The sequence below is a fragment of the Ruegeria sp. AP11 genome (assembly GCF_056535865.1).
In genome coordinates, this window is the sequence record NZ_JBQFJB010000001.1 from 1,152,314 (window position 1) to 1,168,241 (window position 15,928).

Below are 15,928 nucleotides of genomic sequence, written 5' to 3' on the forward strand. Positions count from 1 at the left end.
TCTCCCTTTACCACAGGCGATGGGCCGGGCTTGTGTTGCCGACCTAGTGTCGATACGCAGAACAAAACCGGGTGGATCACCAGAAAGGTAATGAAAGTGCACCCTAATTTAACCTTTGTTCTGGGCGGCGCGGCCTCGGGAAAGTCGCTATTTGCAGAACAACTTGCTGTTTCCACAGGGAAAAACCGTGTTTATCTGGCGACATCACAAGTGTTTGATGATGAGATGCGCCTGAAAATCAGGCAACATATTGCACAAAGAGGCGGCAACTGGCTGACAATCGAGGCACCATTTGACCTGTCGCCGAAGCTGGCGAAGCTGACGAGTGATCAGGTTTGCCTGATCGATTGCGCCACCATGTGGCTGACCAATCATCTGCTGGCTGAAAATGATCTTGAACAGGCGCAGGCCGAATTGCTGATCGCATTGAAGGACTGCGCGGCACAGGTCGTGATCGTCTCGAACGAGGTCGGCCACGGGATCGTGCCCGATAACGCCCTGTCCCGCCGCTTTCGCGAGGCACAGGGGCGGCTGAACATCGCGCTCGCCGCTCAGGCGGATCGGGTGGTGCAAGTGACGGCCGGGCTGCCTCTGGTCCTGAAAGGCGCGCCCCTATGACCCGCCTGCATCTGGTGCGGCACGGGCCGACCCATGCCAAAACCATGGTTGGCTGGTCCGATCTGCCCGCCGATCTGAGTGATACGGCAGCGCTTGATCGTCTCTCTGCCCATCTTCCGCCCGAGGCCATCGTGATCTCGTCCGACCTGTCGCGCGCCGCCGATACCGCCAGCGCCATCCAAGGGGCGCGCAGGCGCCTGCCGCACCACCGTGACCTGCGCGAAATCAACTTCGGCAGTTGGGAGATGCGCGGCTTCAAGGATATCGAAGCCGAAGACCCCGAACTCTGCTTTGCGTATTGGGACAATCCCGGTGAGGTGCGACCGCCAAACGGAGAAAGCTGGAACGAAGTACGGGCGCGGGTTGATGCGGCCATTGATGCTCTGATCTCGGTCCATGCCGGGCATGAGCTGATCGTTGTGGCACATTTCGGTGTGATCCTCACGCAAGTCCAGCGTGCGCTGGATGTTGAAGCGCAAGAGGCGTTCGGGCACCGCATAGACAACCTCTCGGTCACCGATATCACCCATCATGGTGACCGCTGGTCGGTGGGTCGGATCAATCACTGCCCGTGATGGGACCGCGCACAAATCACTGATTTACCGATGCCGCGCGATCCGACATCGTTCTGGCATGACCCATGACCTTTTCATCGGCGACCGCCTGTTTTCCAGCTGGTCCCTGCGCGGTTGGCTTATGCTCGAGAAATTCGGCCTGCCCTACCGTTCTCACATGATCGGCCTTTATGCCGGAACCATGGCTGCAGATATGGAGGCTCTGGCCCCCGCCCGCCTTGTCCCGGCCCTGCGGCTGCCGGATGGAACCGTAGTCGGCGAAAGCCTCGCCATGGCCGAAACACTGGCCGAGCACCACCCAAAGGCCGGGCTCTGGCCCGCCGATCCAGCGGCGCGCGCAACGGCCCGCTGGCTGTGCGCCGAGATGGTTGCAGGCTTCTCGGCCCTGCGGGATCAGTGCCCGATGCAGTTGCGTCATTGCTGGGAAGGCTTTCAGCCCTCACCCGACACGTTGTCCGATCTGCAGCGGATCGAGACCTTGTGGGCGCATGCCCGCAGCATTTCGGGCGCAGAAACCGGCCCGTTGTTCGGAGCCTATTCGCTGGCGGATGTGTTCTATACCCCTGTCGCCGCGCGGATCATCGGATATGGCCTGCCGGTGTCCGAGGCCAATCGTGCCTATTGTCTTGAGCTTCTCTCGGACCCGAGTGTCCGGCAGTGGCGCGCGATGGGCCTGACCGTTTCCTATGATCCCTTTCCCTATCCGCAAAACCTGCCTGCGCAGAACTGGCCAATTGGCGGCACCTCGAAGGCCAAGGCCGTCAATTCCGGCCCGTCGGTCAATACGGCCTGCCCGTATTCCGGCGATCCAGTGACGGATTATCTGGAACTTGACGGTCAGGTCTGGGGCTTCTGCAACTCATTCTGCCGCGACAAAACCGTGGCCGATCCGGACGCCTGGCCAAAATTCACCGCGATGGTGGCTGGCGTTAACCATTCCTAAACTTCGACCATGGCAGCAACGTGCTGTTAACCAAGAACAGGATTGCCATGGTCGCCCGCGCCCATACCGTTGCCTTTCAGGGCGTTGACGCCCGCCCGGTCGAGGTGCAATGCGCCGTCTCGCCGGGCCTTCCGGCCTTTTCCATCGTCGGCCTGCCCGACAAGGCGGTGTCCGAGGCGCGCGACCGGGTGCGCAGCGCACTCAGTTCGATGGCAATCGCTCTGCCGTCGAAACGGATCACCATCAACCTGTCGCCCGCCGATCTGCCGAAAGAGGGCAGCCATTTCGATCTGCCCATCGCCGTTGCCCTGCTGTCGGCGCTGGAGATCATCCCGACCGATGCCGCCGAAGGGGCCGTGGCGCTGGGTGAGCTGTCGCTGGACGGGTCTCTGGTGCCGGTCGTGGGTGCGCTTCCCGCTGCCATGACCGCCGCAGCAGAAGACCGCGCCCTGCTCTGCCCCGCAGCGTCCAGCGCCGAGGCCGCCTGGGTCGACGCAACGCAGGTGATCGGCGCGGGGTCTCTGGGGGATGTGGTGCGCCACTTCACCGGCCAATCCGCCCTGCCCGCCGCAACGCCGGGCGAAGTCCAACTGGCCCCCAATGCACGGGATTTGCGGGATGTCAAAGGGCAGGAGCGCGCCAAACGTGCATTGGAGATCGCGGCGGCAGGGCGGCATCATCTGATTATGATCGGCACGCCCGGTTCGGGTAAATCCATGCTGGCGGCGCGACTGCCGGGGATCCTGCCGCCTCTGACGGCGGTCGAGGCACTGGAAACCTCGATGATCCAATCGCTCTGCGGTTTGCTGGACGAAGGCGGTATCAGCCGGGCGCGTCCCTTTCGCGAACCCCATCACACCGCCTCGATGGCGGCCATTGTCGGTGGCGGCAAGGGCGCCAAACCCGGTGAGATTTCTCTGGCCCATAACGGCGTCCTATTCATGGACGAATTCCCAGAATTCCCCCGCACCGTTCTGGAGACCCTGCGCCAACCCATCGAAACCGGCGAGGTCATGGTCGCCCGCGCCAATGCCCACGTTAAATACCCCTGCCGCTTTATGCTCGTGGCGGCGGCCAACCCTTGCAAATGTGGCTACCTGACCGACCCGTCGCGCGCCTGTTCCCGCGCGCCGGTCTGTGGCGAGGATTATCTGGGCCGCATCTCGGGGCCTTTGATGGACCGTTTCGATCTGCGCATCGAAGTTCCGCCCGTCGGGTTTACCGATCTCGACCTGCCACCTTCGGGCGACAGCTCTGCCACCGTCGCGGCGCGGGTCGAAGCGGCGCGCGCAATACAGGCAGAACGGTTCAGTGACATGCCCGGCACCCGCCAGAACGCCGATCTCGAAGGCAAGCATCTGGAAGATTGCGCGGCCCCGGATGCTGAAGGGAAAGACCTGCTGTTAAAAGCTGCAGAACGCTTTGGCCTGTCTGCCCGCGCCTTTCACCGCATCCTTCGGGTCGCCCGCACCATAGCTGATCTGGAAGGCGTGCCGGACATACGCCGCCCGCATGTTGCCGAGGCGCTGAGCTTTCGCATCAGCGCCAAGGTCGATGCTTAGACCTTCGCCTCAATCGCCTGCCAGATCTTTTCAGCAATGTTCTCGCCATTGAACCGCTCAAGTTCCTGAATGCCGGTGGGCGAGGTCACGTTGATCTCGGTCAGGTAATCGCCGATGACGTCAATCCCGACAAATATCTGACCCTTCTCTTTCAACAGCGGGCCGATTGCAGCGCAAATCTTAAGATCGCGTTCAGACAAACCGATCTTCTCGGGCCGCCCGCCCACATGCATGTTCGAGCGTGTCTCGCCCTCGGCCGGGACGCGGTTGATGGCACCGACGGCTTCGCCATCGACCAGAATCACCCGTTTGTCGCCATTGCGCACGTCGGGCAGGAACTTCTGAACAATCAGAGGTTCGCGCGAAAATCCGGTGAACAGCTCATGCAGAGAGGTCAGGTTGCGATCCTCGGCTTCCAGCCGGAACACACCTGCGCCGCCATTGCCATAAAGCGGCTTGAGGATGATGTCGCCATGCTTTTCCTTGAACGCCTTGATGGTCTGCAAATCGCGCGCAATCGTCGTGGGCGGGGTCAGGTCGGGGAAATCCAGCACCAGCAGTTTTTCAGGATAGTTTCGCACCCAGAACGGATCATTCACCACCAGCGTTTGCCCTTTCAGACGATCCAGCAGATGGGTCGAAGTAATGTAATGCATGTCAAACGGCGGGTCCTGCCGCAGCCAGACCACATCGAAATCGGCCAGATCAACCTCGCGTTCGGGGCCCAGCACCGCAGGGTCGCCCGCAACCCGCTGAACCGTCATGTCGTGTCCGCGCGCGGTGATACGCCCTTCCTGATAGGCCAACTGGTCCGGCCCGTAAAAAAACAGCTCATGCCCCCGGGCCTGCGCTTCTTCGGCCAGACGGAATGAGCTGTCGGCGTTGATGTCCACGGCCCCGATCGGGTCCATCTGAAAGGCGATCTTCATGGCTTGTCCCTTGCGTTCCACGCCCGATACATGGCGCAGAGACCTGACAGGTTCAATGGCGATCAGCCCTGACCAAAGGCGTTTTCGATGATTTCGACCGCGCCGCTGCCATCAACCAGGGCCGCATCAAAGCGTACATTGGTCAATTGGCCGTCCGGCTCACGCTCAAGAAACTGGGCGGCTGAGGCATAGATGCGTTCAATCTGCCGGGGGCTGATCCGCGCCGCCGCCGCGGTAAAACTTGCGCTTTTCTTCACCTCGATAAACACGATACCGTCCGCGTTTCGGGCGATCAGGTCAATCTCGCCCCATGTGCCGCGCCATCTGCGATGCGCGATGGCATAGCCGCGCCGCTCATAGTCGGTGGCCACGCAAAGCTCTGCCGCTTGCCCAGCGTGATAAGAAACCGAGCCCCGAACGGATCGCCCCATATGTCATCCCTTTCCCAGTTTCAGGGCCTTTTGATAAATCGGGCGGCGCGGCAGCTTGTACATGTCCGAGACCAGATCCGCCGCGTCACGCACGGAATGCGTTTTCAAAGCCGTCATCAATGCCTCTTCTACGTCAAACTCGTTAACGGTTTGCGAATGCGACCGGTCCACAAGCAGAACGATCTCGCCCTTGACCGAGACCCCCTCGTAACCTGTGGCCAGTTCAGCAAGCGTCCCACGCCGGACTTCTTCGAACTTCTTCGTCAGTTCGCGGCACACCGCCGCCTGCCGGTCTGCGCCCAGAACGTCTGCCAAATCGGCTAGGCAAGCGCCCACGCGTTTGGGGGATTCGTAAAAAACCAGCGTTCCGGGGATGTCGCGCAACGCCTCGATTCGTGACCGGCGCGCGCCCGAAGCATTGGGCAGGAAACCGGCGAAAAAGAACGCATCGGTCGGCAAGCCCGCCAATGTCAGCGCCGCCAGCGCCGCCGAAGGGCCCGGCGCGCAGGTGACATCGAAACCGGCCTCAGCGGCCTTGCGGCCAAGATCATAGCCCGGATCCGCGATCAGCGGCATTCCGGCCTCGGACGCGTAGGCAACCGACTGACCTGCCTCAAGCGCTTCAAGAATCTTGCCCCGCGCACCAGCGCCGCTGTGATCATGATAGGCAAGGATTCGGCGGCCTTCGAGCGGTACACCATGAATTTCCATCAGGCGCCGCAAGCTGCGGGTGTCCTCAGCGGCGATTATGTCGGCCGAGGCCAGCACGTCCAGCGCCCTGAGCGTAATGTCGCGCGCCGTCCCGATCGGAGTGGCAACAAAGTACAGGCCCGGGGCCAATCTGATCTTTTGGAAATTCAAAGCTGGACCCTCACAGCGTGACGTTTATTATCGCGGGTCGTTAGACCAAGGTGCCTTCAGACGCCGGATCAGGGAGTTTTCATTTAGATGTTTACCGTTTGCAAGCCCGCACGCAAACTGGCGAAATCCGCCATTGTTCTGGCCACCGCCGCATTTCTGGCCGCCTGTGAAGTCGGCGGTATCGGCGGAGGTCCTGCGATCGACACGTCCGACCCGGTTCCGGTCGCCCTGCTGGTCCCGGCAGGCTCGCCACAATCGGGGGATGCGGCACTGGCCCGCAGCCTTGAGAATGCAGCGCGTCTGGCGATGGCGGATCTGCAGAACGTCAAGATCGACCTGAGGGTCTATGACACGGCGGGCAATGCGGGGACGGCATCTGCGGTCGCTCAGCAAGCTGTGGCAGATGGGGCAAAGATCATCCTTGGCCCGGTTTACGCGCAGGCGGCAAATGCGGCCGGACTTGCGGTGCTGAACAACAATGTCAACGTACTGTCCTTCTCGAACAACACCAGCATCGCGGGCGGCAACGTCTATGTTCTGGGTCCGACATTCCAGAACACCGCCAATCGGCTGGTCAATTTTGCCGGGCGTCAAGGCAAGAGCGGCACTGTGGTCGTGCATAGCAATGACTCGGCGGGTCAGCTTGGCCAATCGGCGATTGCTTCCGCGCTAAACAGCAGCCGAGTGAATAATGCCGGAACCGTCGCGTATGACCGATCCCAGCAAGGCGTGATCAACTCGGTCCCGACCATCAAGGCCACGGTGGACTCGACCGGGGCTGATTCGATCTTCCTCACCGCGACAACGGCGGGCGCGCTGCCTCTGTTCAGCCAATTGCTGCCCGAGGCGGGCGTTTCTCCGGCCAATGTGCAGTATATGGGTCTGACACGCTGGGATATCCCGGCGCAGACACTGGAACTGCCAGGCGTTCAGGGCGGGTGGTTTGCGCTACCGGACCCGGCCAAGGCACAAGCCTATCGCCAGCGCTATAACAACACCTATGGAGAGGCGCCGCATCCGATCAGCGGCTTGGCCTATGACGGGATCGCAGCGATTGGCGCTTTGGTCAGTCAGGGCAAATCCAACGCATTGACCGGCGCGGCCCTGACCCAGAACGCAGGGTTTCAGGGCGTCGGCGGCATCTTCCGCCTGCGTTCCAACGGTACAAACGAACGCGGTCTGGCGGTTGCCACGATCCAGAACAAACAGGTGGTTGTGATTGACCCTGCCCCACAAAGCTTCTCTGGCGCCGGATTCTGAACGACCGGCGCAGGCATCCATGCCTGACAGCAAACTGATCTGCCCTGCTGACCAGATTTTTGACTCGGTCAAGATCGATGCCAGCCTGTCTGCCGCCGCCAAAAACGGCGCGGACAACGCAGCTTTGCGCGCCGAAACCGTCCGCATTCTGCGCGATGCCCAAAAGGCGGGGCGGGCAGCCATTGCCGAAGCCTTCGCCAAAGCCCCGTTTGACGCGCGCCCTCTGACGCGGTCTTACACCTATCTGACCGATCAACTGGTCTGCACCGCGATGCGCGTGGCCAGCGAATATCTGCATCCACTGGCCACCCCAACGCAGGGCGAAAAGATCGCCGTGCTGGCCGTGGGCGGCTATGGCCGGGGTGAGATGGCACCGTCTTCGGACGTGGACCTGCTGTTCCTCACCCCTTACAAGATCACCGCCTGGGCCGAGAGCGTGATTGAATCCATGCTCTATATCCTCTGGGATCTGCGGCTGAAGGTTGGTCATTCCTCGCGCACGATCAAGGATTGCCTGCGGCTGGGAGAGGAAGATTTCACCATCCGTACCGCAATGCTGGAGCAGCGCTATCTGGCCGGGGATCAGGCGCTTGCCGAAGAGCTTGAAACACGACTGAAGGCGGATCTGTTCAAAGGCTCCGAGCGCGATTTCATCGAAGCCAAGCTGAAAGAGCGGGATGAGCGGCACCTGAAACAGGGTGAGCGTTACATGGTCGAGCCCAATGTCAAAGAGGGCAAAGGCGGCCTGCGCGATCTGCAGTCTCTCTACTGGATCGCGAAATACATCTATGGCGTTCAGGATGTGGCGGAACTGGTGCCGCTGGGTCTGTTCACCCCGGAGGAGTTCCGGCGATTTGTTCAGGCCGAAGACTTCCTCTGGGCCGTGCGGTCTCATCTGCATCTGGTCACCGGGCGCGCCACCGAACAACTGACCTTTGATCTGCAGGTCGAGGTGGCCGATCGCATGGGGTATGAAGACCGCGCCGGGCGGCGCGCGGTCGAAGTATTCATGCAGCGCTATTTCCGCGAGGCAACGCGTGTGGGTGAATTGACCCGCATCTTCCTGACCAAGCTGGAAGCGGCCCATATGAAGGGCGCGCCGCTGCTGGAACGCATTTTTCGCCGACGCCCCCGGGTCAAGGCGGGGTACAAGGTTGTGCACGGCCGGTTGGATATCGCCGACCCTGACAGCTTTCTGGCGGACAAGCTGAACCTGCTGCGCCTGTTCGAAGAAGGATTGCGGACCGGGATGCTGATCCATCCAGACGCCATGCGTCTGGTCACCGCCAATCTGCACCTGATCGACGAGGACATGCGCACCAACAAAGAGGCGCAGCGCATCTTTCTTGATCTGATGCTGAAACACGGCAACCCCGAGCGCGCCCTGCGCCGTATGAACGAACTTGGCGTTCTGTCGGCCTTTCTGCCCGAGTTCGAGCACATCGTGGCGATGATGCAATTCAACATGTATCACAGCTATACGGTGGACGAGCACACCATCCAGTGCATCGTCAATCTGGCCCAGATCGAACGCGGCGAACTGATCGAAGCGCTGCCGTTGGCCTCGTCCATTTTGAAGGGTGGGGTAGATCGCAAGGTGCTTTATGTCGCGCTGTTGCTGCATGACATCGCCAAGGGACGGCCCGAGGATCACTCGATTCTGGGGTCGCAGATGGCCCGCAAGATCGCGCCGCGGTTGGGGTTGAACAAGGCGGATTCGGAAACCGTGGAATGGTTGGTACGGTATCACCTGCTGATGTCGGACATGGCGCAAAAACGCGATATCTCGGATCCGCGCACGATCCGCGATTTCGCCAAGGCAGTGGCAACCGTCAAACGGCTGGATTTGCTGACCGTGCTGACGGTTTGCGACATTCGCGGCGTTGGCCCGAATACCTGGAACAACTGGAAGGCCACCCTGCTGCGTGCCTTGCATGCCGAGACCAAGCGGGCGCTTGAAACGGGGATGGAGGACCTCAACCGTGCCAATCGCGGGGCCGAGGCCAAAAAGCTGTTGCGCGCCGAGTTGTCTGACTGGTCCAAGGCCGATCTGAAAACCGAAACGAGCCGGCATTATGATCCCTATTGGCAGGGTCTGAAACTGTCGACCCATGTCGAGTTCGCAGAGATGCTGAAAGGTCTGGAAGACAGCGGCGATCCGGGCGCGGTGGAAATCCGGCTGCATCCGGATGAAGACCGCGATGCCACCCGCGCCTGTTTTGCCATGGGCGATCATCCCGGCATCTTTTCCCGGATTGCGGGCGCTCTGGCGCTGGCCGGGGCCAATGTCGTGGACGCGCGCAGCTATACCACCAAAGACGGTTACGTCACCGATGCGTTCTGGATACAGGATGCCGAAGGTCACCCGTTCGAAGCCTCGCGCCTGCCGCGCCTGAACCAGATGATCCACAAAACCCTCAAAGGTGAGGTGGTGGCACGCGATGCCCTGAAATCCCGCGACAAGATCAAGAAACGCGAGCGCGCCTTCAACGTGCCGACCCATATCACCTTCGACAATGAAGGCTCCGAGATTTACACGATCATCGAGGTCGACACCCGCGACCGGCCCGGCCTGCTGTACGATCTGGCCCGCACGCTGGCCGCGGCCAATGTCTACATCGCCAACGCGGTCATCGCGACCTATGGCGAGCAGGTGGTCGACACCTTCTACGTCAAGGATATGTTCGGGCTGAAATACCATTCGGAAAGCAAGCAACGCGGGCTGGAAGCCAAGCTTCGCAAAGCCATCGCCGAGGGTGCCGAGCGGGCCGTCTCATGAAGCAGATCCGCCTGTTCTCGGGCTTTTTCACAGTGGGTTTCTGGACGCTTGCCAGCCGCATACTGGGATTTCTGCGGGAAATCCTGCTGACCGCCTATATCGGGCCGGGGCCGGTGATGGACGCCTTTGTGGCCGCCTTCCGCCTGCCCAACATGTTCCGCCGTTTCTTCGCCGAGGGCGCGTTCAACGCCGCCTTCGTACCGATGTTCTCTAAACGGTTGGAGGGTGATGAGAACGCCGAAGGTTTTGCACAGGATGCCTTCAACCTGCTGGCCGTGGCGGTTCTGGCCCTGGTGGGTCTGGCGATGGTCTTCATGCCCGCGCTGGTCTGGGTCACGGCCGAGGGGTTCTATGGCGATGAGCGTTTCGATCTGGCCGTAGATTATGGCTATGTGGTCTTTCCCTACATCCTGTTCATGTCTTTGGCGGCGTTGTTTTCCGGCGTGCTGAACGCCACCGGCCGGTTCGCCGCCGCCGCTGCTGCGCCGGTTCTGCTGAACATCTTTGCCTGTTCCGCCCTGATCTTCGGAGCGCTTTCGGGCGGCGAGGCAATCCGCTGGCTGATCACCGTCATCCCCGCCGCAGGGGTTGCGCAACTGGCCCTGGTCTGGGTGGCAACCGAACGCGCGGGCATTCGCATCCGCCCCGGCCTGCCGAAATTCAGCCCCGAGATGCGGCGCATGGTGCGTATCGCGGTGCCTGCCGCGCTGGCCATGGGGGTAACGCAGGTCAATCTGGTGGTGGGGCAGTTGGTGGCCTCGAAAACTGAAAAGGCCGTCAGTTGGCTGTTTGCGGCTGACCGTCTGTACCAGTTGCCCTTGGGCGTAGTCGGGATCGCCGTCGGTATCGTGCTGCTGCCCGACCTGTCCCGGCGACTGCGGGCCGACGACAAGGACGGCGCGCGCAATGCTTTCTCGCGCGCCGGTGAGTTTACGCTCTTGCTGACGATCCCCTCGACCGTTGCGTTTGTGATCATCCCTGGCCCGTTGGTCTCGGTGCTGTTCCAGCGCGGCCAGTTCACCGCCGAGGATACCGCAGCCACGGCGCTGGCCGTCGCCATCTATGGCATCGGCCTACCCGCTTTCATGCTGCAAAAGCTGCTACAACCGCTGTTCTTTGCGCGCGAAGACACCAAATCGCCGTTCCGTTATGCCGTCGTCGCGATGGTGGTGAACGCCGTTCTGGCCTTTGGCCTGTATCCCGTGATCGGCTGGATCGCGCCCGCCATCGCCGCCTCAACCGCCGGATGGGCGATGGTTCTGTTGCTGGCGGTCGGCGCGCGGCGGTTCGGGGATGAAGCCCGTTTTGACGATCGTTTCAAGCACCGGGCCGGGCGGATCATTGCGGCCTCGATCGGGATGGGCGTCGTGCTGTTTGCCGCCATTAATCTGTTTGGTTGGGCGTTCGAACTTTCTGGTGTGCGCTACCTTGCGCTACTGACACTGATCGCTGTGGCCGGTGCCGTCTACTTCGCGCTCGGCCACCTGTTCGGGGCCTTCAAGCTGTCGGAGTTCCGCACCGCGCTACGCCGCGGTTGACCGCTCAATCGCGGCGTATTCTGCCGACGATGCGCGCCCATCCCCCCGGTGCCAGAAAGAACGACAGGCCGAAGCCGGTGGCAAACCCGCCCAGATCGGCGACCCAGTCCGGGGTGCCGCCAAAGATCAGGCCAAACAGCAACTGGATCCCCATCAGCATCGCGATCAGGCTGAAGGCGCGGGACTGGTTCTCTCCCACCAGCGACAGTTTGCGCCAGAGCAGCCACGTAAACGCACCGATCAAACCGTAAACAGGCGGGAACCCTCCGACCAGCGGATAGGCCGGGTTGAGCAGAAGCGCATAAGCCAGCGCTCCGCCTACGCCGGACAACACAAAGATGATCAGCATGGCGACGTTACCAAACACTTCGGCCACCATCTTGCCCATCGCCAGAACAAAGACGCAGACAAAGATAGCCTGCGTGATATTGGCCGAGACAAAGGGATAGGTGACAAAGCGGATCACATGCTCGAACGGCCAGCGCCCGTTCCGCACCATCCAGTCGAAGATATCGGGCGAGAACGTATATTGCTGCAACGCGTCCAGACGCCAGCCCACCGCCGACGGCCCGCCAATGATCCCGCGTGCGCCCAGTTGCAGGACAACCTCGATCCCCATGATGAACAGCGTCAACGCCACCACCACAGGGGGCAGAGGGTTCACGGGCGGGGTATAATGCTCACTGCTCATTGGGCTTTACCTTTGCGGCTGTTGACGTCCCTTGGCCTCATGGGTAAGCGACGGGGACTGATTTTTCCAGACGGGAGTTCCCTTCGATGACCGAGACCCAATTCACGCCGCGCGTGTTCTCCGGCATCCAGCCTTCGGGAAACCTGCACCTAGGTAACTATCTGGGTGCACTCAAGCGTTTTGTGGATATGCAGGGTGAAGAGTTTCAGACCATTTACTGCATGGTCGACCTGCATGCCATCACCGTCTGGCAAGACCCGGCCCGTCTGCGCGAAAAGACGCGCGAGGTCTGCGCAGGCTTCATCGCCGCCGGTCTGGACCCGGAAAAGTCGATCCTGTTCAACCAAAGCCAGGTGCCTGAACACACACAACTGGCGTGGATTTTCAACTGCATCGCCCGCATGGGCTGGATGCAGCGGATGACGCAGTTCAAGGACAAGGCGGGCAAGAATGCACAGAACGCCTCGTTGGGGCTGTTTGCCTATCCCGCACTGATGGCGGCGGACATACTGACCTATCACGCGACCCATGTGCCCGTGGGTGAGGACCAGAAACAGCATCTGGAACTGACACGCGATATCGCGATAAAGTTCAACCACGACTATGGTGTGGAGTTCTTTCCGGTGACCGAACCGGTTATCGGCGGTCCTGCACCACGTGTCATGAATTTGCGGGATGGGTCGCGCAAAATGTCGTCCTCTGACCCCTCGGACATGAGCCGTATCAACATGACCGATGACGCCGACACCATCGCCAAGAAAATCCGCAAGGCCAAGACCGACCCGGATGCCCTGCCATCCGAGATTGATGGGCTGGAAGATCGCCCCGAAGCGCGCAATCTGGTCAACATCTACGCCGCGCTCAGCGACCAGACAGCCGAGCAGGTTCTGGCAGAGGTTGGCGGCAAGCAATTCGGTGAGTTCAAACCGATGCTGGCGGAACTGGCTGTTTCAAAGCTGGCACCGATCTCGTCCGAAATGGCACGTCTGATGGGTGAAGAGGCCGAGATTGACCGGATCCTCGCACGCGGCGCTGAACGCGCGCGTGAGATCGCCGCTCCGATCCTGCAGCAGACCTATGAGATTGTCGGGATGGTGGGCGCAGGCAAAGCCTGATCTCTCAAGCAAATAAAACGCCGCCCCGATGAGAGCGGCGTTTTTCTTCAAGCAGCCTGTGAACGCAGCGTTTCGTAGACGATAGCTTCGGCAATTTCATGCGGGCTGATCGCCTCGGCCTTGGCGCGGATCAGGATACGATCCATGGTCTGTTCCAGCGCCTGCAACCTGTGCACCACCCAGTCTTCGCGATCAGCCACACGCAGAATCTCGGTGGCGACATTGATGATCCCGCCACCGTTTGCCACAAAGTCCGGCGCATAAAGGATGCCCCTGTCGTGCAGCAATTGCGCGTCGCTGTCATGGGCCAACTGGTTGTTTGCACCACCCGCGATAGCCCCGACTTTGAGCAATGGAATACTGGTCTCGTTCAGAATACCGCCAATGGCGCAGGGGGCGAAGATGTCGGCCTCAACACCATAAATCGTGTCGGGCGCAACCGCCTGCGCATTGAACCGCTCGGCCACGCGCGCCGATTGCAGTGTATCGATATCGGTGACGATCAACCGCGCACCCCCATCATGCAACAACTGGCAGAGATGTTCGCCTACATGGCCCAGCCCCTGCACCGAAACCGTCAACCCGTCCAGATCGGCCTTCCCGAACCGATGTCGTGCCGTGACCCGGATCGCGTTGAAAATCCCGCGCGCGGTGATGGGCGACGGATCACCGCTGGCAAACGCGCCATCTGCCAGACCGGCCACATAATCCGCCTGTGCCCCGATATGCGCCATGTCGGCGGGCGTCATACCCATATCCTCGGCGGTCCAATAGAGCCCGTTAAGGCTCTGCACCACACGACCGAATGCTCTGAGCATATCCGGCGTCTTGTCGATGCTTGGGTCCCCGATGATGACCGCCTTGCCACCGCCCAGCGGCAGATCGGCGGCGGCGTTCTTGAACGTCATGCCACGTGACAGGCGCAGTGCGTCCTGCAGCGCCTCGGCTGCGTGACCATAAGGCCGCATCCGCACGCCCCCGGCCGCCGGCCCACGCTGGGTCGAATGAATGGCGACATAGCCCAACAGGCCCAGCGCACTGTCTTTGAATTCAACCACGCGCTCATGCCCTGGCGCATCTATTTCGGTGATATCCATGCCTCTCCTCCGGAATGTCCCAGAGAGTTTGCCACCTTTGGCTGAGAGGTTTTCGCCATAATATCGCTGGTGATTAACGCTGATTGGCTATATTCTCCAAACATTAGATCATTGTTAGGTAATTTCTCCATGGACAGCATCGACGCCAAGATCATCCGCGCCTTACAGAAGGATGGCCGCATGACGGTCATCGATCTGGCCGAGCATGTCGGGCTGTCGCCAACCCCCTGCGCGCGGCGTCTGGACCGCCTGCAGCGCGATGGCATCATCACCGGCTATACCGCGCAGGTTGACCCCGAGCAGCTTGGCTTTGGCGTCTCCATCTTCGTCTCGGTCGAACTGGAGAAACAGGATCGCAACGCAATCGATGCTTTTGAGAAAGCAATCCGCCGCTGCGATGAGGTAATGGAATGCTACCTGATGACCGGATCGCGGGATATTCTGCTGCGCGTGGTGGCAAAGGACCTCAACGCCTTTGATGCGTTTCTGGAAAACCGGCTGATGCAAATACCGGGTATCCGCAACCTCAGATCAAACTTCGCGCTGCGCACCATGGTCAAACGCGAAGCGCTGCCGCTGGATCACGGATAATCTGCTGGACCTTGCGCCAGCCCCAACCTAGGTTTTCCCCGAACTGAGGGAAAGCATAATGGCAGTCGGCACGAACATCCGCACCTATTTCGACGGTCAATGGCATGACGGAGACGCCCCGATCATGCACGCGGCAGACCATGGCGCATGGCTGGGCTCTTCGGTTTTTGACGGCGCACGGTTCGTCAACGGGCTGACTCCGGATTTGGATGCCCATTGCGACCGGGTGAATCGTTCGGCCGAGGCCTTGATGCTGACGCCAACCGTCACCACCGAACAGATGGTCGAACTGGTTCACGAAGGGCTTGAGGCCTATGCACCCGACACGGCTGTCTACATCCGTCCGATGTATTGGGGCATCCACGGGGACCAGACTGCAATTGTTCCACAAGAAAACAGCACCGGTTTCGCGATCTGCCTCGAAGCGATCCCGATGGCACCCGAAACAGCGTCGGTGACGCTGACGACAACGCGGTTCCGCCGCCCGGTGCTGGAATCCGCGGTGGTCAATGCCAAGGCCGGGTGTCTTTATCCCAACAATGCCCGGATGCTGGCCGAGGCGCGCTCGAAAGGGTTTTCGAACGCGCTGGTGGCGGATGCAATGGGTCATGTGGCCGAAACCGCGACCGCCAATATCTTCATGGTCCGCGATGGCGAAGTGTTTACGCCCATCCCCAACGGCACCTTCCTGGCGGGGATCACCCGGGCCCGTCACATCAAAAACCTGCGCACCGACGGTGTGACCGTGCATGAAACGGTGCTGAGCTTTGACGATTTCCACGAAGCGGATGAGGTGTTCATGTCCGGCAACATGAACAAGGTGACCCCGGTCACCGCGCTGGACGACACACAATATCAGGTTGGCCCGATTGCACGGCGCGCCCGCGAGATGTACTGGGACTGGGCTGGCAGCAACCGCTAGTTGCCAGCGCATTCCC

The 15,928-nt window shown here is 60.9% G+C and carries 15 protein-coding genes; 10 read left to right on the plus strand and 5 right to left on the minus strand.

What is annotated here, in order from left to right; translation table 11 throughout:
* The first annotated feature begins 90 nt into the window (after window positions 1-90).
* From cobU to ACR3E4_RS06000, 4 genes are read left to right on the plus strand one after another with little or no spacing between them, the layout of a single operon-like run.
* A complete protein-coding gene (cobU, locus tag ACR3E4_RS05985; RefSeq protein WP_480533174.1) occupies window positions 91-618 on the plus strand; it encodes a bifunctional adenosylcobinamide kinase/adenosylcobinamide-phosphate guanylyltransferase in 528 nt (175 codons plus the stop codon).
* Window positions 615-1,193, plus strand: a complete 579-nt coding sequence (locus ACR3E4_RS05990) for a histidine phosphatase family protein (RefSeq protein ID WP_480533176.1) — start codon at window positions 615-617, stop codon at window positions 1,191-1,193. The genes cobU and ACR3E4_RS05990 overlap by 4 nt, the downstream gene beginning before the upstream one ends.
* 58 nt (window positions 1,194-1,251) lie before the next feature.
* Entirely contained in the window at window positions 1,252-2,136 is an 885-nt protein-coding gene (locus ACR3E4_RS05995) for a glutathione S-transferase (RefSeq protein ID WP_480533178.1), read from the plus strand.
* A gap of 47 nt (window positions 2,137-2,183) precedes the next feature.
* On the plus strand, window positions 2,184-3,698 hold the full coding sequence (locus tag ACR3E4_RS06000) for a YifB family Mg chelatase-like AAA ATPase (protein ID WP_480533764.1): 1,515 nt from the start codon (window positions 2,184-2,186) through the stop codon (window positions 3,696-3,698).
* Here the strand turns inward: ACR3E4_RS06000 and gshB are convergent.
* The 3 genes from gshB to rsmI form a co-directional block, all read right to left on the minus strand.
* Entirely contained in the window at window positions 3,695-4,627 is a 933-nt protein-coding gene (gene gshB / locus ACR3E4_RS06005) for a glutathione synthase (protein ID WP_480533180.1), read from the minus strand. The genes ACR3E4_RS06000 and gshB overlap by 4 nt on opposite strands.
* Window positions 4,628-4,689: 62 nt before the next feature.
* Window positions 4,690-5,058: a YraN family protein gene (locus ACR3E4_RS06010; protein WP_480533182.1), complete on the minus strand. Its 369-nt coding sequence runs from the start codon at window positions 5,056-5,058 to the stop codon at window positions 4,690-4,692.
* A 3-nt stretch (window positions 5,059-5,061) separates the two neighbouring features.
* Complete coding sequence (rsmI, locus tag ACR3E4_RS06015) at window positions 5,062-5,919, minus strand: 16S rRNA (cytidine(1402)-2'-O)-methyltransferase (RefSeq protein WP_480533184.1); 858 nt, start codon at window positions 5,917-5,919, stop codon at window positions 5,062-5,064.
* Between the two features lie 87 nt (window positions 5,920-6,006).
* Between rsmI and ACR3E4_RS06020 the strand changes: the two genes are divergently transcribed.
* The 3 genes from ACR3E4_RS06020 to murJ are packed head-to-tail and all read left to right on the plus strand — an operon-like array spanning window position 6,007 to window position 11,496.
* Window positions 6,007-7,179, plus strand: coding sequence for a penicillin-binding protein activator (locus tag ACR3E4_RS06020; protein WP_480533186.1), 1,173 nt, complete (start codon window positions 6,007-6,009; stop codon window positions 7,177-7,179).
* 19 nt (window positions 7,180-7,198) lie between these two features.
* Window positions 7,199-9,958: a [protein-PII] uridylyltransferase gene (locus ACR3E4_RS06025; RefSeq protein WP_480533188.1), complete on the plus strand. Its 2,760-nt coding sequence runs from the start codon at window positions 7,199-7,201 to the stop codon at window positions 9,956-9,958.
* Complete coding sequence (gene murJ / locus ACR3E4_RS06030; RefSeq protein WP_480533190.1) at window positions 9,955-11,496, plus strand: murein biosynthesis integral membrane protein MurJ; 1,542 nt, start codon at window positions 9,955-9,957, stop codon at window positions 11,494-11,496. Before ACR3E4_RS06025 ends, murJ begins: the two co-directional genes overlap by 4 nt.
* 4 nt (window positions 11,497-11,500) lie before the next feature.
* On the opposite strand, the gene ACR3E4_RS06035 is transcribed toward murJ, so the two are convergent.
* Window positions 11,501-12,187 carry a rhomboid family intramembrane serine protease gene (locus ACR3E4_RS06035; RefSeq protein ID WP_480533192.1) on the minus strand — a complete coding sequence of 229 codons (687 nt, stop codon included), beginning with the start codon at window positions 12,185-12,187 and terminating at the stop codon, window positions 11,501-11,503.
* An 86-nt stretch (window positions 12,188-12,273) separates the two neighbouring features.
* On the opposite strand from ACR3E4_RS06035, the gene trpS reads away from it, so the two are divergent.
* Entirely contained in the window at window positions 12,274-13,302 is a 1,029-nt protein-coding gene (gene trpS, locus ACR3E4_RS06040) for a tryptophan--tRNA ligase (RefSeq protein ID WP_480533194.1), read from the plus strand.
* Window positions 13,303-13,349: 47 nt separating this feature from the next.
* Here trpS and ACR3E4_RS06045 read toward each other — a convergent pair whose 3' ends face one another.
* On the minus strand, window positions 13,350-14,399 hold the full coding sequence (locus ACR3E4_RS06045) for a Leu/Phe/Val dehydrogenase (RefSeq protein WP_480533196.1): 1,050 nt from the start codon (window positions 14,397-14,399) through the stop codon (window positions 13,350-13,352).
* A gap of 129 nt (window positions 14,400-14,528) precedes the next feature.
* Here ACR3E4_RS06045 and ACR3E4_RS06050 point away from each other — a divergent pair, with 129 nt between their 5' ends.
* Complete coding sequence (locus tag ACR3E4_RS06050; RefSeq protein ID WP_480533198.1) at window positions 14,529-14,990, plus strand: Lrp/AsnC family transcriptional regulator; 462 nt, start codon at window positions 14,529-14,531, stop codon at window positions 14,988-14,990.
* Window positions 14,991-15,048: 58 nt separating this feature from the next.
* Entirely contained in the window at window positions 15,049-15,912 is an 864-nt protein-coding gene (locus ACR3E4_RS06055) for a branched-chain amino acid aminotransferase (RefSeq protein WP_480533200.1), read from the plus strand.
* Window positions 15,913-15,928 lie beyond the last annotated feature (16 nt).